The 15,505-nt window shown below is 35.1% G+C and carries 21 protein-coding genes and 2 pseudogenes; 14 read left to right on the top strand and 9 right to left on the bottom strand.

The features are described from left to right. Positions 1–109: 109 nt before the first annotated feature. The 11 genes from GO593_RS13340 to GO593_RS13290 all read left to right on the top strand — a co-directional run bounded on the left by GO593_RS13340 (position 110) and on the right by GO593_RS13290 (position 7,175). Positions 110–484, top strand: a complete 375-nt coding sequence (locus GO593_RS13340; protein WP_001142429.1) for a hypothetical protein — start codon at positions 110–112, stop codon at positions 482–484. Between the two features lie 67 nt (positions 485–551). Further along, on the top strand, positions 552–1,430 hold the full coding sequence (locus GO593_RS13335) for a DUF2303 family protein (RefSeq protein ID WP_001292874.1): 879 nt from the start codon (positions 552–554) through the stop codon (positions 1,428–1,430). A gap of 114 nt (positions 1,431–1,544) precedes the next feature. Beyond that, positions 1,545–2,132 carry a hypothetical protein gene (locus tag GO593_RS13330; RefSeq protein WP_001985142.1) on the top strand — a complete coding sequence of 196 codons (588 nt, stop codon included), beginning with the start codon at positions 1,545–1,547 and terminating at the stop codon, positions 2,130–2,132. Position 2,133: 1 nt separating this feature from the next. Then, positions 2,134–3,114, top strand: coding sequence for a YqaJ viral recombinase family nuclease (locus GO593_RS13325; protein ID WP_001095959.1), 981 nt, complete (start codon positions 2,134–2,136; stop codon positions 3,112–3,114). A gap of 11 nt (positions 3,115–3,125) precedes the next feature. Next, entirely contained in the window at positions 3,126–4,058 is a 933-nt protein-coding gene (locus tag GO593_RS13320) for a hypothetical protein (RefSeq protein WP_000993143.1), read from the top strand. A gap of 71 nt (positions 4,059–4,129) precedes the next feature. After that, positions 4,130–5,611, top strand: a complete 1,482-nt coding sequence (locus tag GO593_RS13315) for a UvrD-helicase domain-containing protein (RefSeq protein ID WP_000805180.1) — start codon at positions 4,130–4,132, stop codon at positions 5,609–5,611. Then, a complete protein-coding gene (locus tag GO593_RS13310; RefSeq protein ID WP_001098185.1) occupies positions 5,608–5,841 on the top strand; it encodes a helix-turn-helix domain-containing protein in 234 nt (77 codons plus the stop codon). Before GO593_RS13315 ends, GO593_RS13310 begins: the two co-directional genes overlap by 4 nt. Further along, the gene (locus tag GO593_RS13305) at positions 5,838–6,206 is read left to right on the top strand and encodes a hypothetical protein (RefSeq protein WP_000183282.1); all 369 of its coding nucleotides are present in this window, start codon (positions 5,838–5,840) and stop codon (positions 6,204–6,206) included. Before GO593_RS13310 ends, GO593_RS13305 begins: the two co-directional genes overlap by 4 nt. Next, positions 6,203–6,574, top strand: coding sequence for a hypothetical protein (locus GO593_RS19260; RefSeq protein WP_001063852.1), 372 nt, complete (start codon positions 6,203–6,205; stop codon positions 6,572–6,574). The genes GO593_RS13305 and GO593_RS19260 overlap by 4 nt, the downstream gene beginning before the upstream one ends. Next, on the top strand, positions 6,571–6,774 hold the full coding sequence (locus tag GO593_RS13295) for a hypothetical protein (RefSeq protein WP_000802162.1): 204 nt from the start codon (positions 6,571–6,573) through the stop codon (positions 6,772–6,774). The genes GO593_RS19260 and GO593_RS13295 overlap by 4 nt, the downstream gene beginning before the upstream one ends. A 104-nt stretch (positions 6,775–6,878) precedes the next feature. Beyond that, positions 6,879–7,175 (top strand): hypothetical protein, encoded by a 297-nt coding sequence (locus GO593_RS13290; protein ID WP_000521592.1) that lies wholly within the window; start codon positions 6,879–6,881, stop codon positions 7,173–7,175. 23 nt (positions 7,176–7,198) lie between these two features. Here the strand turns inward: GO593_RS13290 and GO593_RS13285 are convergent, their stop codons facing one another. Together GO593_RS13285 and GO593_RS13280 are read right to left on the bottom strand one after the other, a co-directional pair. Further along, positions 7,199–7,828: a hypothetical protein gene (locus GO593_RS13285; RefSeq protein WP_000688783.1), complete on the bottom strand. Its 630-nt coding sequence runs from the start codon at positions 7,826–7,828 to the stop codon at positions 7,199–7,201. A gap of 347 nt (positions 7,829–8,175) precedes the next feature. Then, complete coding sequence (locus tag GO593_RS13280; protein WP_001985145.1) at positions 8,176–8,529, bottom strand: lysozyme inhibitor LprI family protein; 354 nt, start codon at positions 8,527–8,529, stop codon at positions 8,176–8,178. Between the two features lie 133 nt (positions 8,530–8,662). Here GO593_RS13280 and GO593_RS19325 point away from each other — a divergent pair, with 133 nt between their 5' ends. Then, entirely contained in the window at positions 8,663–8,791 is a 129-nt protein-coding gene (locus GO593_RS19325) for a hypothetical protein (protein ID WP_002135113.1), read from the top strand. A 51-nt stretch (positions 8,792–8,842) separates the two neighbouring features. Here the strand turns inward: GO593_RS19325 and GO593_RS13275 are convergent, their stop codons facing one another. Continuing rightward, positions 8,843–9,466: a hypothetical protein gene (locus GO593_RS13275; RefSeq protein WP_000787873.1), complete on the bottom strand. Its 624-nt coding sequence runs from the start codon at positions 9,464–9,466 to the stop codon at positions 8,843–8,845. A gap of 278 nt (positions 9,467–9,744) precedes the next feature. Between GO593_RS13275 and GO593_RS13270 the strand changes: the two genes are divergently transcribed. After that, complete coding sequence (locus GO593_RS13270) at positions 9,745–10,800, top strand: beta family protein (protein WP_000011633.1); 1,056 nt, start codon at positions 9,745–9,747, stop codon at positions 10,798–10,800. On the opposite strand, the gene GO593_RS13265 is transcribed toward GO593_RS13270, so the two are convergent. Continuing rightward, positions 10,763–11,350 (bottom strand): sce7726 family protein, encoded by a 588-nt coding sequence (locus GO593_RS13265; RefSeq protein ID WP_000026345.1) that lies wholly within the window; start codon positions 11,348–11,350, stop codon positions 10,763–10,765. The two genes, GO593_RS13270 and GO593_RS13265, sit on opposite strands and share 38 nt — an antisense overlap. Before the next feature lie 490 nt (positions 11,351–11,840). Here GO593_RS13265 and GO593_RS13260 point away from each other — a divergent pair, with 490 nt between their 5' ends. Then, on the top strand, positions 11,841–11,978 hold the full coding sequence (locus GO593_RS13260; RefSeq protein ID WP_001171615.1) for a hypothetical protein: 138 nt from the start codon (positions 11,841–11,843) through the stop codon (positions 11,976–11,978). A 288-nt stretch (positions 11,979–12,266) separates the two neighbouring features. On the opposite strand, the pseudogene GO593_RS13255 reads toward GO593_RS13260, so the two are convergent. From GO593_RS13255 to GO593_RS13235, 5 genes and pseudogenes are all read right to left on the bottom strand, one after another. Beyond that, positions 12,267–12,895, bottom strand: a pseudogene (locus GO593_RS13255) (hypothetical protein). 381 nt (positions 12,896–13,276) lie between these two features. Further along, the gene (locus GO593_RS13250; protein WP_000644342.1) at positions 13,277–13,870 is read right to left on the bottom strand and encodes a DUF4142 domain-containing protein; all 594 of its coding nucleotides are present in this window, start codon (positions 13,868–13,870) and stop codon (positions 13,277–13,279) included. Positions 13,871–14,448: 578 nt separating this feature from the next. Then, positions 14,449–14,532: pseudogene (locus GO593_RS19375) on the bottom strand (hypothetical protein); the annotation flags it as partial. A 76-nt stretch (positions 14,533–14,608) separates the two neighbouring features. After that, positions 14,609–14,938, bottom strand: a complete 330-nt coding sequence (locus GO593_RS13240; RefSeq protein ID WP_001210982.1) for a hypothetical protein — start codon at positions 14,936–14,938, stop codon at positions 14,609–14,611. 86 nt (positions 14,939–15,024) lie between these two features. Next, the gene (locus GO593_RS13235) at positions 15,025–15,471 is read right to left on the bottom strand and encodes a winged helix-turn-helix transcriptional regulator (protein ID WP_000024025.1); all 447 of its coding nucleotides are present in this window, start codon (positions 15,469–15,471) and stop codon (positions 15,025–15,027) included. Positions 15,472–15,505: the final 34 nt, after the last annotated feature.

Genomic DNA, 15,505 nt, shown 5'->3' with positions numbered 1-15,505 from the left:
AAATCAAAATATCTTAATTGCAATATTTATCTCGATTGCTATTGACAATTAATATCTTAATTGCGATATTTATCTCACCAACTACTAAATGGAAAGTTAGGTGAATGTTATGCCAACTAAGAACACTTCATTCAGTCAAACCCTAGCAAACCTTCAACGTGGCGACACGATCGAAGAATTAGACGCACTTTTGACTGAAGCACTCCAAGCTTCAAACGACACAGGCAAAGTATCAAAAATTACTGTTACTTTGACTATTAAGCCTAATGGTCGTGGTACCTACAAAATTCAGGACGATATCAAGTCCACTCTTCCAAAATTCGACAAAGAACCAACCGTTCTATTTACGGATGGTGACCAACAACTCGTGCGTGAAGACCCACGCCAACAGAAATTGAATCTTGAGCACATTGACGCGGGCACACCTGCTGAGCTCAAGCAAATTCCAACTGAAAATAAACCAACAATTAAGTCTTTAAGTTAATCAATTAGCTTACTTAACTACTGTTTTTATTAATTTTTTCTAAACAAGCCATTACAGGAAAAAACCAATGAGCGAACTTAACAATATTGCTGAAACTAACTACAAGCTTGGTCAAGAAAGCCTGCAAAATGTCACTCAATCAACAGGTGTATTGCCTTTTGTTGTAGTGCCTGAAGGTAGTGAAGTTCATGAATTTGAAGCATTACTACAACGCCCTCTAACTTTAGCGCAAAGCGTTACTTTACATACAGCAAAAGACTTTATTGCCTATGTTACGCGTTATGCAGATAAAAACTCTTTAGTGTTTGTTGATGTATTAAAAGGCAAATTTAAAGCTGTTATCGATTATCACGAAGTCGAGAAAGAAACTAATACTGGCTCAGTACTTGCGCCACGACATGGCAAACATGCAGCACATTTTATTGCTGAAAAAACGCCTGAATTTCAAAAAGTTGAAGACAACTCAGGCCGTAAGTTCTCACAAACTGAATTTGCTTTGTTTTTAGAAGATGTAATGCCTTACATCAATCAACCAGACGCAGCAGTTTTGTATGAAATCGTACAAACATTAAATGCAAAAACGAATGTTGATTTTAAATCAGGCATCCGTACCGATAACGGCCAAGTTCAATTGACCTACAACGAAACAATTGAAGCGCGTGCCGGTACTGCGGGCAATCTCACTATTCCTGAACAAATCGTTTTCGGTATCCAAGTACATCGTGGCGGCAATCACTATGCCCTGCCTGCGCGTTTCCGCTATCGCATTAAAGAAGGCACGATTGTGTTCTGGTACGACTTAGATCAACTAGAAAAAGCAATCGAAAAATCAATGGAAGACACCGTCGAATATATTCGTGACGGTAAAACCATTACCAAAGATGATCAAGAAATTGAATTAGCAGGCCTGCCTAACTATGTGCAGATTCTGGAAGGTTCAGTTTAATTTTTTCTAACTTTTAGACATAAGAAAGCCCCGAAATTTTGGCGAAGGACGGGGCGATCTAAACAAGCATTACTTCTTCACTGTTATTCAACAGCTAAAGATAACGGGGTCATTATGGAACAGAACATTATGGTTAGTCAAATTTCAAATAATCATCGTAATCTGATTAAAGGATTAATTCGAAAACAAAAAGTAAAGCGAATTAAAAATGCTTTGCGAATTCAACGCGACCAATTAATTGCGGCAATAAAAGACGCATATAAAAACAGCCCTGCTTTAGGTTTTGGAACATGTTTTATTGGTGGGATTGTTGTTTTAGTGGTGACTATGAGTTTTGCACTAGCGTCTGCACATATGGCCTATAAGAATTTAGGCCCACAACAAATAAGTATTTTTTCACCTATTTACACAGTAGATGATTTGGATTTAGGCCCTTACAACGACTGCCACACTGATTGTCATGCATCAATTCTTACCAGTGATATGCGCTTCCGCATTGAAGTCGGCTTTGACTTCTCAGGCTATGACAACAGCAATGGATTTAACCGAGCTACAGGCATCCAAATTGATCGTTTAGAGCCAATCAATGTGGTTGATGAAGAAGGTGTTGTAAATGCCTATATCGACCGCTTTGAGCTTGTAAAGATCAATGAAGCGCTTGAAGAATCAATTGAAACAAAATTAGCAAAGTTGGGTGGCTGATATGAATACACAAATTGACCGTGAAAAATTCCTAGAAAACCGTAAAAAAGGTATTGGCGGTTCAGATGTGGCAGCCATTCTAGGTTTCAGCCCTTATAAATCACCATATCAATTATGGCTTGATAAAACAGGTCGTAGCGAGCAGTCAGAACAAAATGAATCTGCTCACTTCGGAAATTTACTTGAAGATGTAGTTGCTAAAGAGTTTTCGCGCAGATCAGGTATGAAAGTTCAGCGCGTAAAACAGCAATTATTTTTAAAAGATCACCCTTGGGCCCTTGGCAATATTGACCGTGCTGTGATTAATCCTGAAATCTCAGGGAACGTACGCTTTAAAGATGGTGCATTGACTACAGATCAATTGCTTGAATGTAAAACAGCTAGTGAATACATGAGCAAGTTATTCGGTGAACAGGACACTGACCAGATACCAGACTATTACCTAACACAATGTCTTTGGTATCTGATGATTACAGGCTGTCAAGTTATTCATTTAGCTGTGCTAATTGGTGGCAATAAGTTCCGTATGTATCGCATCGAACGCGATGAGGACCTTATTAAATCTATTTTCAACCAAGTAAAAGCATTCTGGTTTAAACATGTTTTAGCAGATGTACCACCGGAACCAACTTGTTTTGATGATGTTTTACATCGTTGGTCTAAACACGTAATTGGTAAACAGGTAGAAGCAACACGTGATCATTTAAAACTAGCTGAAGAACTAATCAAAGTTCAACAAGCTAAAAAGGATGCGGAAGCTCGCGAAGAAGCTATCAAGTTAGAAATCGCTACTTCTATGCAAGATGCTGAAATGATGATTAGTCGAGGTAAAGCTATCTGCACCTATAAAGCCCAATCTTCAACACGCATTGATACCAAAGTGTTGAAGGAAAAAGAACCTGAACTTTTTGAAAAATATTGCAGTACTAGCAGTACTCGAGTTTTTCGCATCGCAACCAAATTTAAAGAATCTCTAATTTAAGGAAACTTATCATGAATGCATTAGTACAAAACACAGGCTTTTTAACTCCAACTACATTAGCGGAAGCAATGCAGGTTGCAGATTTATTGGCTAACTCTGAAATTGTTCCTAAGGACTACCAGAAAAAACCAGGCAACATTTTAGTCGCAATGCAGTGGGGTGCTGAAATTGGCTTGCAACCACTTCAAGCAATGCAAAACATCGCGGTAATTAATGGCCGCCCTTCTCTTTGGGGTGATGCTGTACTTGCTCTTGTTCGTAGCTCAGGTTTGCTTGAACAGTTTGAAGAAACTCAAACAGAAGATATGGCGACTTGTACCGTTAAACGTAAAGGCCAAAAAGCTGTAACTAAAACTTTCACTAAAGAAGATGCTAAACGCGCAGGTTTATTAAGCAAACAAGGTCCTTGGACACAATATCCAAAACGCATGATGCAAATGCGTGCACGTGGATGGGCATTGCGTGATGAGTTCACAGATATTCTAAAAGGCTTTGGAGTAGCTGAGGAAGAGCGTGATAAAGAAATTGATGTAACACCTGAGCCATCGAAGCTACCAAAACATCAAGGTGCTGCGGGTTTAAAAGCTCAGTTAGCCGAACGTGAAGAACAACAAGATAAAGTAGTTGAATTAAAAGTCTCTTTTGATGTTGAAAAATGCATCGAAGATATTGGCAAGGTTGAAAACCTAGCTGATTTAAAATCACTTGGCTCAACGATTCCTTCTGATCTTGGTGAACCGGCACAGACGGATATTAAAAACGCTTACGCAAATCAGAAATTCTATCTTCAGCTTTTAGATGATTTGGAAGTTGCAAACTCAATTGAAGCAATTAATTCAATTATGGAAAAGCAATTTGAGCCAAACACATCATTCTTAACTGATGCACAGATTGATTCTGTCAGTGCATTGTTTGAAAGAAAAACGGCTGAATTAACCGCATAACTCACTATCACTTTTTAAATAAATTTTATACGAGCACCCTTAATTTTAAGGGTGCTTAGGGAAATTCATCCATGAAACCTACTCTTGAACAAAAACAAGCCATTGATATGGCAATTGATGGTGAGTCTTGCAAGGTAACTGCTTATGCGGGTGCAGGAAAAACATCAACGCTTAAATTGATTGGTAATGCTAAAAGCTATCAATCTGGCATGTACTTGGCGTTTAACAAAGCAATTGCTACTGAAGCACAAGGTAAATTTAACAGCAACGTTCGTTGTAAAACTTTCCATAGTCTCGCATTTAATTCGGTACCGCGTTGGTTTACTAAAAAACTTAGCAATCGTCGCTTAATGTCGAATCAAATTGCATCACGTCATGACCTTGAATCGTATCAAGTGCCTGTAGCCTTAACAAAGCAACGTGGTGAAGATGACCAAAAACGCTTATTTAACAATAAGCGCATGGCTACATCTTTAATTAATGCAGTTGGCTATTTCTGCCGATCTAATTATTCAGAAATCCAGTTATCACAGGTTTACGCTGCTTTACCCGATTGGATGGAAGAAACACATCGTGCGGAACTAGCCAAAATTCTTTTACCAAAGGCAAATGACTATTGGCAAGATATTCTCGACCCGTTCGGTGTAAACCGTTTAGAGCATGATCATTATTTAAAGTATTGGGCACTCAGTAAACCAGTCATCAACACAGATTTTATTCTGTTTGATGAAGCACAAGATGCTGACCCAATCATGCTGAACGTTTTAAATAATCAAGCTGCTCAGGTCATTTATGTTGGGGATAGACACCAACAAATCTATGCATTTCGTGGTGCAGTAAATGCAATGCAGTCTTTAGAAATACCAGAAACACGACTCAGCCAGTCATTCCGTTTCGGCAATGAAATTGCAGACCTAGCAAACAAAATTCTATTCAATGTGCTAGATGAAGAAATTCCTTTACGCGGTTTTGAACAAATTGAATCACAAGTTTGTGAGGTTCATGACAGCGTTGCTGATGCAATTATTTTCCGGACCAATGCCGCTGCCCTTTCACACATGGTTGAGCTTATCCAGTTAGGGCGTGAACCACGTCTTGAAGTTGATACAGCTACTTTAATTAAAAATATTGAAGATGCCAAAAAGGTTAAAGCCGGTGTACGCGTAGCCGATGGAAGTGCATTTGAAGGCTTCAGCACTTGGGAAGAAGTGCTTGAATACAGTCACGAAGTTTCAAACAGCGACCTTAAACCACTTGTGAGTTTGATTGAAAAAGTAGGCGAAAACGCACTTATTGAAGCTTTATTGAAAAGCAGTTCTAACGACTACGACTGTGTTGTGACAACGGCTCATAAATCCAAGGGACTTGAATTTAACAAGGTCAAATTGGGCGGTGACTATTTCTATAAAGAGGCAGTTTCTGAAGGTGAAAAGCCATTAACACCAGATGAAGCACGTTTGTTATACGTGGCCGCAACCCGTGCAAAAAAACAACTGGATATTACCGCTCTAAACCCTCTTTTCAAAAATATTAAATCGGGAGTCGCAGCATGAATACATCAACTGTTGTTTCATTAGATCAAATTAGAGCTGTGCTTGAGTCAAACACTACCAATGCACATGCAGAAGTGATGGCCCTTTTAGAAAAGCCATTATTAGCGGAAACGTTGATAAAAACACGTGGCAACCAGACTAAAGCAGCCGAATTACTTGGCTTGAACCGTGGAACCCTACGCCAACGTTTGAAAGCTCACAACATTTTAAAAACGAAGGTGGCAGCATGACAAATTTAAATAAATTAAGAAGTGATTTTGAGGCTATTTACTGGAATCCAACAGCAGTAGATTGGTTTTCTTTTAATGAAAAATTGAATCGCTATATTGACCTTGACCCGCATACAGGAAACTTTCCTCATGAAAGTGAAGAATTGATTCATCAATTGAATCAGTTAAACAACGCTTGGGATTTATACCAAAAAGCCAAAGCACAAACAGTGCCAAATGAAATCATCAATGAAATTCAATCTTGGATTGCTGTTAAATCATTCGCTGTAGAAGATGCACATCCAGATTTGCCAATCATTGATGCTAATGAATTAGGTGAATTTATCGAACAATTAGTTAAAGGCGAATCGGGAGCTGAGCAATGAACAATAACCCTGAAACAATCGAAATCAATGGTTTAAAAACCATTCACAAGCTTTGTGAATTTGCTGTAAATCACAATATGGAAGGATGTTCTTTTACAGAAATCGTTGAACGCATGTTCTCTGAATTAGAGGAAACCACCAAAAAGCTTGTGATGAAAGCAAGTCGAGTCGAATTAACCTGTGAACAATTATATGCCGCAGCTAATTTTGGCTCACCCGATAATGACCCTGATTTGATAGATACAGAAGTCACGATTGCTTGGTTTGAGAGTGGACACAGTGGAAGTGGTTACTACGCTTATATCAGTGAATATCCAGAAGAAGGCGCAATCAAATTAGAAAGTAAATTGGGAGCAGAACAGCCATGAAACCATTTTATTTAGTTTGGAGTGAAGGCCGTGGCAATCCTACTTATAAGCATGAAAGTTATGCGAATGCTGAACATGAAGCGCACCGATTGGCAAAACTTAATCCTGGTGAAGAATTTCATGTTTTGATATCAAGCTGCACTCTTCATATTCCTGACCCAGTTATTAAAACAGAGCATTTAGAAGACATGCCTTTTTAAAAATTTCTAATGAACATTCTTAGCAATGTTCTACAGGTGTAATCGCATTGCTGACCCTCTGTGATTACTCCTGAGAACATTGCTAAAACATAAGGTGTATAAAGATGGGAAAATATATTGTTGTAGTTGAATCAGAGAAACCGCCACAGATTTTTATTCACGATGAAATTCAAAACATCGGTAAAGTTTTAGAAATTAAAGCGGAAGAAATACCAAACCGTGTGCCGGCTTCTTGGTTGATGGAACGGTATAATTTATCAAGAAAAACTATTATTGAGGAATTAAGAGCGTTTAATCTTGGCGGTGATGGGAAGCACCTTTATAGTCCCGCTACTGTCATGCCGATTTTAGATAATCTAAATAAGGCTAAAGCCCAAAGGCAAGCAAGACGGAAAAACTAACAAGGGGCTTTATGCCCCTTTATTTATTTGGTTTTTAAGTATTTAAAATAAAAATCAGACATTTCTACAGAACAAAAAAAATCAAACTTTATTATGGAATCTCTCCAACTTTCGAGAACATCTGAACACTGAGGACTTGCACTTATACTGAAATATGGAAGTTTAGAAACAAACTCATCATTAATTTGCGAAATTCTAGTACTGTATTTCTCCAACTTATCTTTATGTTTTTCCAAAATTTCATTTGATTCAAAAGTAGAAAGACAACTTTTATATTCTAGGAGGGATTTTTGAATATGAGTTAATTCAGATGAGAATAATCTTATCTCAACACAAGCATCAATCCATTTCTTTTCCCCCTCTTGCACAGTTGAACCTTCAATCGTGGCAAACAACACTTGAGATTTTCTAAAATGGGCAAGCAATTTTGCCCCTTTGATCTTTAAATAGTCCTGATGTTGTTTCAATAAGTTGAATTTATGCTCATCTTTCCAATCGGTATAAAAATAAAATGCAGCAGTAGCAGCAACAATTGTTGAAAATGCTGAAAGATAATCTCCATCAATATTAAATTCATGCTTGAAGTAAATTGAGCAACTTAAAAAAAATAGAAAGCTAAAAATTAGGGTGCATATAATTTTAAATATTTTCATGTTAAATTTATGTATCAATGGATAAGAATTATTTTAAACAAAAAACAGATAATTTAAATATTTTATTACAATAAAACGCCCTGCCACCACTGCGCCACCACTCAATTCTAAGTCTTTGATTTATTTTAAATATTATAACCTTGCCAAGGTTGGGGTCGCGAGTTCGAGTCTCGTTTCCCGCTCCAAAATTTAAAAACCACTTAATTCGAAAGGATTAGGTGGTTTTTTATTAGCTATTGGTTAGTTTTGTCTAATTTAAACTAACTTATACTTTAAGTATTAAAAAACCCACCAAAAGGCGGGTTTAGAATTAAATATTTAAAACATCATAATTTTAAGGCCTATTTTTAAAGATCTAAACTTTTGAGCTCATTAAGACGCTCTTTAGTTTTATCGGCCTCACAACTCAAGATAATTAAATGAGAACCAGCACCCAATGTTTGAGCCCCATAATATCCCATTAATCCAGAACATTGTTTTGTACGATAATCAAGCCAAGCCTTTTGGGAATTTTCCAAACTAGCTTTCCCTTCACTATCTAAGTTTGAAACTAATTTATTGTAAATTTTATTCATTTTAGCTTTATCAGTTTTTAACTGTTTTTCAAAGCATTCTATATCAGAATAAATATTACCAGTCTTACATTCCGCATGAGCAACCCCACAAAATAACACTAACAAAGCAAGCATTAGTTTCTTCATTTATATGATACCTTTCAAATTTCTAACTATTTGAATCATTATATTTTAATTATGATATGAAATAACTTTTATTCTTATCCGAGTTTTTAGTTATCTAGCTACCTTAGCCATTTCAGTTACTGCAGCATGGTTAATGGATCGTTATAGCCTTTCTCGTAAATTGATTATTGATGAGCTTCGACCATTTAAGAAAGGAACAGATGGGAAACACCTTTATGATCGTAGTGAAGTCATTCCTATACTTGAAAATTTAAATAGGTAAAGACAGCAGCGGCAGTCGAGAAGGAAGAATTAAAAAGGTGCTTAAGCGCCTTTATCCTTTAGCCGATAACTTCCCTATCAAACTAAAAACGATCTCAACATAAAGTTTACCAACCAAGTCATTTTCGAGATCTCTAAAATTTTTTAATTTATTAATTGTTTCTTCATAGTTATTTGTATCTGGGATTTTTTGAATTTCATTACATACATTCTGATAAGAATTATATAGCTCATCTTCATAATCAATAATCGTTTTATACATCTCATCAAAATTATTAAAGTCACTCTTAATTTCTTTAAATACTCTTGAGAAAGTAGTATATGACAAAGTAATTTTTTCGATTACTTCAAACGTCAATGCTTGTGTAGGCCGATTGAATTTAAGCTTGTGTAGCATTTCATGTAAGCTATATAAATCTTCAATATATTTGACATTTAATTTTCTATAATCTTGTTTAATAGTTTTTATAAGTTCAGTGAACACCTGATGTTCTTGTTCATCTCTCCAATCATTGAAAAGTATAAGAGCAATAACTGAAGCAAATAAAGTTGCTGCAGCAGACAAATAGTCTCCTTCTAGACCAAAAATATGTTTTCCCATGAGAGAAAAAATTATACAGATTAGTAAAAGAGCTATTTCTATTCCTATTAATTCAAATTCATTAAAATTTTTCATTAGCTAAAGTTAGTAAATAGTTTCCTTAATCTTAACCTAAGATACTGAAAGTTTTAAAATTATTACTTTTTATTATCGACACTACTTTTAATAATTTTTATCTCTGTTAATAAAAGTAGGTATGATAGGTATTTCAACCCTTAGTCTTATTAATATTTACAATAAGAAAATATTACATTATATATTTAATAAATATTTATAAATTTTAACCATATAATTTTAGTTTTATCATGAGCCCGACATGACTTTTTATTACAGATCGGGGGGAGAAATAGATAATGAGCTTTGTCTACGTACCAATACTACAAACGAAACAAAATGAGTATGCTGCATTAAATGAACTTTCAGAAGATGTCAAAACAGCTATTAAACCTTTGTTAAGTTTAACAGAAGTTGATAAGGAAAGACGTTCAAGAGAAATTCCGAGACAAGTTGCTGAAAAATGGGGAAATTATCCATGTTATATAGACTTAAATACCAGTGAAGACTTCCAAATTGAAGAAGAGAATTATTTTAAATGGATAGGGCAAAAATGCTCAGAAAGAGGCTTACAAAATATCGATTTTATTTTATCTTTAGACTCTACTCAAACAGCAATACAATCTACCGCCTCAATAATAAGTACTTATGGTTTCGGTTTAGCGCTAAGAATTTCAATTGCAGAATTAAATACCGAAACCAACTCTAATATTGAAGCCCTTCTAGCTAGCTGTAATAAAAGACATGATGAAATAGATATTATTATTGATTTTGCTGAGAATGTAGCAAAAACTAGTTTCATTCATCAACAATCGATTGCTCAAGTTTTAAATACTATTAATAAAATCTCTTTATTCAAAAATATTGTAATTGCAGGCAGTTCAATTCCAAAAGACTTGCCAAGAGAAAGTTACAATCCCCATGGTTTTGAACCACGTACAGAGTGGATCTCATATTTAAGTTTAGTTACCCCCTATATAGGACAGGCAAACTCTAGAATTCCAGTTTTTGGAGACTATGCAGGGGTTCATCCTGAAGAATTTCTCTCCAACACCCCTGTAAAACCAAATGCTAAAATTAAATATACTCATGAAGATAATTATATGGTAGTTGTCCGATATCAAGCTCATGTGCATGATGATGGGTTTGGACAATATTTTGATATGGCAAATTATATTGTTAATTCTGGATATTTTTATGGTTCTAATTACTCAAGTGGCGACAAATATATTGATGATTGCTCCAAAAGAAAGGCTGGTCCTGGGAATTTTGGAACATGGGTCAAAGTTGGCGTCAACCACCATATAACTTTGGCAGTTAGTCAAAACGCCAAGCTACACGGGCCTTCAAGATAGACCGTACAGAATCTCTTATTTCATCAATACTTAAGTTATCTATTATTAATTGATAGATAGCTTTTTTTTGAAGCTTTTTTATCTTCCAGTCGACTTCTTCATAGTTTGATAGCAATTCAAGTGCTTCTTCTTTCCATATTAACTTTAAAACTTCCATAGGATTTATTTCAGTATTCTTCTTATTACGTCGAAAAGTACCTAAATGAATTCCACCCTTTTTTCCCTTCACAGCAACTTTAATCCCCCACCAATTAGGAACCATTTCAATTGCTTCTTTAGCGTGCTTCTCACCAACAACTAAAGTAACTTTATCCATTACAGCAGAGTAACAAATTGCCTGAGAAGGAAGTCTTTTTAAGGTATCAGAATCACTTTTTAGCTCATATCCATGAAGTTCGCCATTAACTACCGCGATGTCAATTCGATTACGGCCATAATCTAAGCCCAGCTCATCAATTACTAAGGTAGATGGATCATTTATATGGTCTTTTAAAACCTTATTTTTGACTGCTAGCCTAACATCCTTATCGAGCATTTTATTGATACTCATAACACCCCCCTCGTTCGCAAAACATCAAATTTATACTTGATGCAAAAGCGTAACGGATTATATGCTATCCAAAATCATGAATGAACATGCATTTATGTGAATGGTTAGTTACTATTCAAAAATTTTATATACTATTCTTATAAAATTAATCTTTGTAAGAATTCCTCTACTTAGTATTTAATTTAAACTAAAAACATAATTTACTCTACTGTTACTCATCAAATCGTTCAATATATCCGCTTCAATTGTAAAAGTTTATTCGACACCACTTCAGCACCATTTAAACATAACCTATTGTTATTTGATATTTATTATAACCTTACTAAGGTTAGGGTCGCGAGTTCGAGTCTCGTTTCCCGCTCCAAGATTTAAAAACCACTTAATTCGAAAGGATTAGGTAGTTTTTTTATTGTCTATAGGTCAATTCAAAATTCGCATTAAAAAACGCTTTATATTTCCATTGCAGTACCATGAAATTTGGAGTGTTATTATGCAAAAGCCGGTTAAGCGCGGAGACGCGTGGCGCATCACTGTCCGTTATTTAGGTAAACATTATACAGCTACTCGAGATACTGCGAGTGAGTGTGAACAATGGGCCGCTAAAAAATTATTAAAATTACAATCTTAACAGGCTAATCCTGAGTCTGAAAAAATCCATATCTCTTTCTATGCCCCTTTTGAACAGCACTATCAAGAAGAAGGCAGAAAAATGAAGAGTGCCCGCTTAATTGTTCAAATACTTAAATGCCTAAAGAAAAAAGAATAATGAAAATATAATTAATATCTTATGATTAAACCCATCATTAAGTTTTTATTGATATTGAAATTAAAAATTGGCTTAAAATTAAAAATTAGCTTAAAAGTATATTATCGCAAAGTCTCCCCCATTGAGGAGACTTTCTAAGTATTAAATGACTTAAGGATGAATTTTTTTCAATCCATCTTCTACAGCAAATTTAGCTTCCTCCCACTGTAAACGTGAACTGCCTTTAACTTGTTCCCATTTAGTTTTCAATTTAGATTCAACCTCGAAAAAATTAATTTCTGCATTATTATCTACACGATTTTCATAACCTAAACGATAAGCCGCCCGATAATCACGATCATATTCTAGATTCTTGTCTTCAGTATAATATGGCATTTTTTTATAGTTTTCTCGCCAATAATTATCTTCTTCTTGCCAGTCATTACTATCATCTTTTTGATTATTTGTTTGAGCTATATCATTACCTGCTATTGCCCCTACCACACCACCAATAATCCCCCAACAACAGCACCTGGAGGGCCACCAACAACACCAAATGCAGCACCTACCGCCGCTCCTCCCAAGGTTCCTGCACCTGTAGCAACCAAATTCTCTCCCCCTTCATTCATATCGGGTACATGATTGTTATTAGTCGGTGGAGAGTTTAAATCTGGACGAGCATTATCAATTGTGGATGAAATGTCTTGTAATGGTTTGCTATTTGATACATTACCATTAGAAGATGGCTCTTTTTGAGTCGTATGATTACCAACTGAATTTGATTGTTTTGTATTTACCATTTTCTTACTCCCTATATTTTAAAATCTAGTGACTTTCAAAAGAGCTAGAATATTAAAAGAACTTTTGAAGTATGCTTGACAATTATTATAATTCACCTTTAGGTTAGTTATGTTTCATAAATACCCCTATTAAGTAAGGAGATGTTATTAATTAAAGAAATTATTTCTCATCAATAAAAATTCTTATTCAAATAATCTTCACAATTATATCATTCTTTATCCCACAATCATTATATTTCGCTAGATTAAACACTACCCACAACACTCTAGTTTTACACCACCCTGCAGGAAATTATTATTTTATGTATATGCAATTTAAAAAAGCCTAGTTAATTAATACTAGGCTTTTTAAATGTATTTTTAAAAGATAATAATTATATATTATTTCATATTTTTAAATATATCTTCAGCTGCTTTTAGGTGTTTCGCAACAGCATCACGTGTTTGTACGAGCATATTTTTTAATTCAGAACTTTTCGTGTTTGGTATTAACTGCTTATCAATTATCGTTAAAACTTTACGGTGAACTTTAACTTGACTCATCATATAATTTTTATCAGTATCTGATGTTATTTGATTAAGCTTACTAACAATTTTATCACTATCATTTTGCAATGATTTACTAAGATTACTGGTTTGTGAAATCAACTGTAACCGACTTGCCAACGCTTGTGCATTTTTTTCATTGGCTGAATGTTCTTTAATCATCATTTCAGCATATTTCTTAGCTTCATCCATTTTTAGTTTTGGCAATGCAGTTTTTGCCTGCTTAATTTCACCATTATTAGCTGTACTTAATATCTTGAAAATTTGACTATCAGTCAAATTTTCATGGTTTTCATTTAATATTTTAGAGTGATTCTTCCCATCATTTATAGTTTGTTGATTCGCTGCCATAATCTCAAATGCACTGAAGCTTAAAACACCACTAATTGCGATACAGCTAATAATTTTCTTCGTTAAAATAGCTTTCATACCAATATCCTTTAACTTAATTCATGAGTATTTCTACCTATGGGTAGCTTTTTCACATTTCCAATCTATATCCCTACTTGTAAATTCAAGGTTGGGGTTATTTATTCATTATTTCAATCAACCATATTTATACCGCTCGTTGAATATTCTTCGCAAAGGGTAAATAGCTTATTTAAAGTAGATGATATAAATTTAATAATGAATCATGCCTCTGTATCCAATCTTATTAATGTAAATATAAAATATATATAATTTTAAAAAACATTAACTTAAAAAATTTTTATTTTTTATTTTTACGAAAATAACAATAAAGCTCGTTATATTAACTTATAGATACTAAAGCTAAAATTAAATATATTTAAAGAAAATTTAAACCAATTTAACTTATTCACCCATCTATAAAAAAGCGTTCTCCTAAAGATTTTAAGTCACACACTGCACACAAACAGTGACATGCACTTTTGTAGATATCGTATGAGCTGTGCAACCTGAAAGTAGAATACACAGCGAAATCAGAGCCTTCATAGTGAAACGCGGTTAGCAATCCAGCCATAAAGGAATTGTTCCTGCGTGGGATTTCACTCACAAATTTCGATGTAACGTTGGCCTTGCATGATATTAAGAACCCGAACTAATACCTTCTCTCCTTCTTTACCGCGCTTAGCCAGTGTTAGCGAAGAGGTAAGTAAGAAATAAAGTTCTATCTTCCAACCTAAGCTAGCCATTTCCCCCTAACACTCACATATTTTTAGCTAATTCTTTTGCCAAACATTGTTCATGCCAAGTGGTTTGAAAATTCTCGACAGCTTTTGACTTAATGAGAGGGTCTTCAAATAGCTTTGAAGAATATGCAGATTTGATAAGCTCTTTATAAAGTTGTTTGGCTTGTTGCTCTTCAAGATGATTGGCGATGTCATGTAACTCTTTAGCTGGCACTTCATGTTGTCTAGCATCCATCACGCCACTCGCTGCTTTTTTCACAGTTTCACAGTAATGGAGTTCCATCGCTTCCGATGCTGCATAACATTGAATTGAAATTGCGCTTATAAAGAGGAATATAAATCTCATAATCTCACCTTAATTTGACGCGCAAGGTTAGCAATTAATCTCCCAAAATTTAAGTTAAAAAAGGTTAATTTTTCTATTCTCTTATTTTATTTCACCTTTTGCACTTGAGTATCAGAGGCTTTTAGCAATTTTCCATCTGCCGCGACTGGCACCATAAATGGAATTTGTTGACCTGTATTTTTATCAATTAACAGAGAATGGCGCTCACCACTTTCGAATAAGTTGTGTTCTCCCCATTGACGTAGAGCAACAATCACAGGAAATAAACTCTCCCCTTTAGGGGTTAGCACATATTCCTGATAAGCCGTACCATCTGAAGCATCTTGCATTTCAAGAACACCAACATCCACCAACTTTTTCAGCCGGTCAGAAAGAATATTTCGTGCAACGCCTAAGCTCCGCTGGAAATCTCCAAAACGGCGCATTCCATCAAAAGCATCACGCACAATAAGCAGTGACCAGCGATCTCCTATGAGATTGACACAGCGTGCAACAGGACAAGGTTCTTCTTTCATCAATGTAGAGTTAGCCATTGAGTTTCCTTACCAATAATCAGTAACAAGATAT

This window comes from Acinetobacter baumannii, assembly GCF_009759685.1.
In the GTDB taxonomy this organism is placed as follows: domain Bacteria; phylum Pseudomonadota; class Gammaproteobacteria; order Pseudomonadales; family Moraxellaceae; genus Acinetobacter; species Acinetobacter baumannii.
Note: the sequence above shows the minus strand (reverse complement) of the source record. Positions and strands in the feature narration are given on the sequence as shown.

Coding starts and splice junctions, on each gene's coding strand:
- GO593_RS13295 (WP_000802162.1), top strand. CDS start 6,571: ATGAAACCATTTTATTTAGTTTGGAGTGAAGGCCGTGGCAATCCTACT.
- GO593_RS13260 (WP_001171615.1), top strand. CDS start 11,841: ATGCAAAAGCCGGTTAAGCGCGGAGACGCGTGGCGCATCACTGTCCGT.
- GO593_RS19260 (WP_001063852.1), top strand. CDS start 6,203: ATGAACAATAACCCTGAAACAATCGAAATCAATGGTTTAAAAACCATT.
- GO593_RS13265 (WP_000026345.1), bottom strand. CDS start 11,350: ATGAGTATCAATAAAATGCTCGATAAGGATGTTAGGCTAGCAGTCAAA.
- GO593_RS13330 (WP_001985142.1), top strand. CDS start 1,545: ATGGAACAGAACATTATGGTTAGTCAAATTTCAAATAATCATCGTAAT.
- GO593_RS13325 (WP_001095959.1), top strand. CDS start 2,134: ATGAATACACAAATTGACCGTGAAAAATTCCTAGAAAACCGTAAAAAA.
- GO593_RS13310 (WP_001098185.1), top strand. CDS start 5,608: ATGAATACATCAACTGTTGTTTCATTAGATCAAATTAGAGCTGTGCTT.
- GO593_RS13235 (WP_000024025.1), bottom strand. CDS start 15,471: ATGGCTAACTCTACATTGATGAAAGAAGAACCTTGTCCTGTTGCACGC.
- GO593_RS13335 (WP_001292874.1), top strand. CDS start 552: ATGAGCGAACTTAACAATATTGCTGAAACTAACTACAAGCTTGGTCAA.
- GO593_RS13270 (WP_000011633.1), top strand. CDS start 9,745: ATGAGCTTTGTCTACGTACCAATACTACAAACGAAACAAAATGAGTAT.
- GO593_RS13290 (WP_000521592.1), top strand. CDS start 6,879: ATGGGAAAATATATTGTTGTAGTTGAATCAGAGAAACCGCCACAGATT.
- GO593_RS13285 (WP_000688783.1), bottom strand. CDS start 7,828: ATGAAAATATTTAAAATTATATGCACCCTAATTTTTAGCTTTCTATTT.
- GO593_RS13320 (WP_000993143.1), top strand. CDS start 3,126: ATGAATGCATTAGTACAAAACACAGGCTTTTTAACTCCAACTACATTA.
- GO593_RS13340 (WP_001142429.1), top strand. CDS start 110: ATGCCAACTAAGAACACTTCATTCAGTCAAACCCTAGCAAACCTTCAA.
- GO593_RS13275 (WP_000787873.1), bottom strand. CDS start 9,466: ATGAAAAATTTTAATGAATTTGAATTAATAGGAATAGAAATAGCTCTT.
- GO593_RS19325 (WP_002135113.1), top strand. CDS start 8,663: ATGGATCGTTATAGCCTTTCTCGTAAATTGATTATTGATGAGCTTCGA.
- GO593_RS13305 (WP_000183282.1), top strand. CDS start 5,838: ATGACAAATTTAAATAAATTAAGAAGTGATTTTGAGGCTATTTACTGG.
- GO593_RS13240 (WP_001210982.1), bottom strand. CDS start 14,938: ATGAGATTTATATTCCTCTTTATAAGCGCAATTTCAATTCAATGTTAT.
- GO593_RS13315 (WP_000805180.1), top strand. CDS start 4,130: ATGAAACCTACTCTTGAACAAAAACAAGCCATTGATATGGCAATTGAT.
- GO593_RS13280 (WP_001985145.1), bottom strand. CDS start 8,529: ATGAAGAAACTAATGCTTGCTTTGTTAGTGTTATTTTGTGGGGTTGCT.
- GO593_RS13250 (WP_000644342.1), bottom strand. CDS start 13,870: ATGAAAGCTATTTTAACGAAGAAAATTATTAGCTGTATCGCAATTAGT.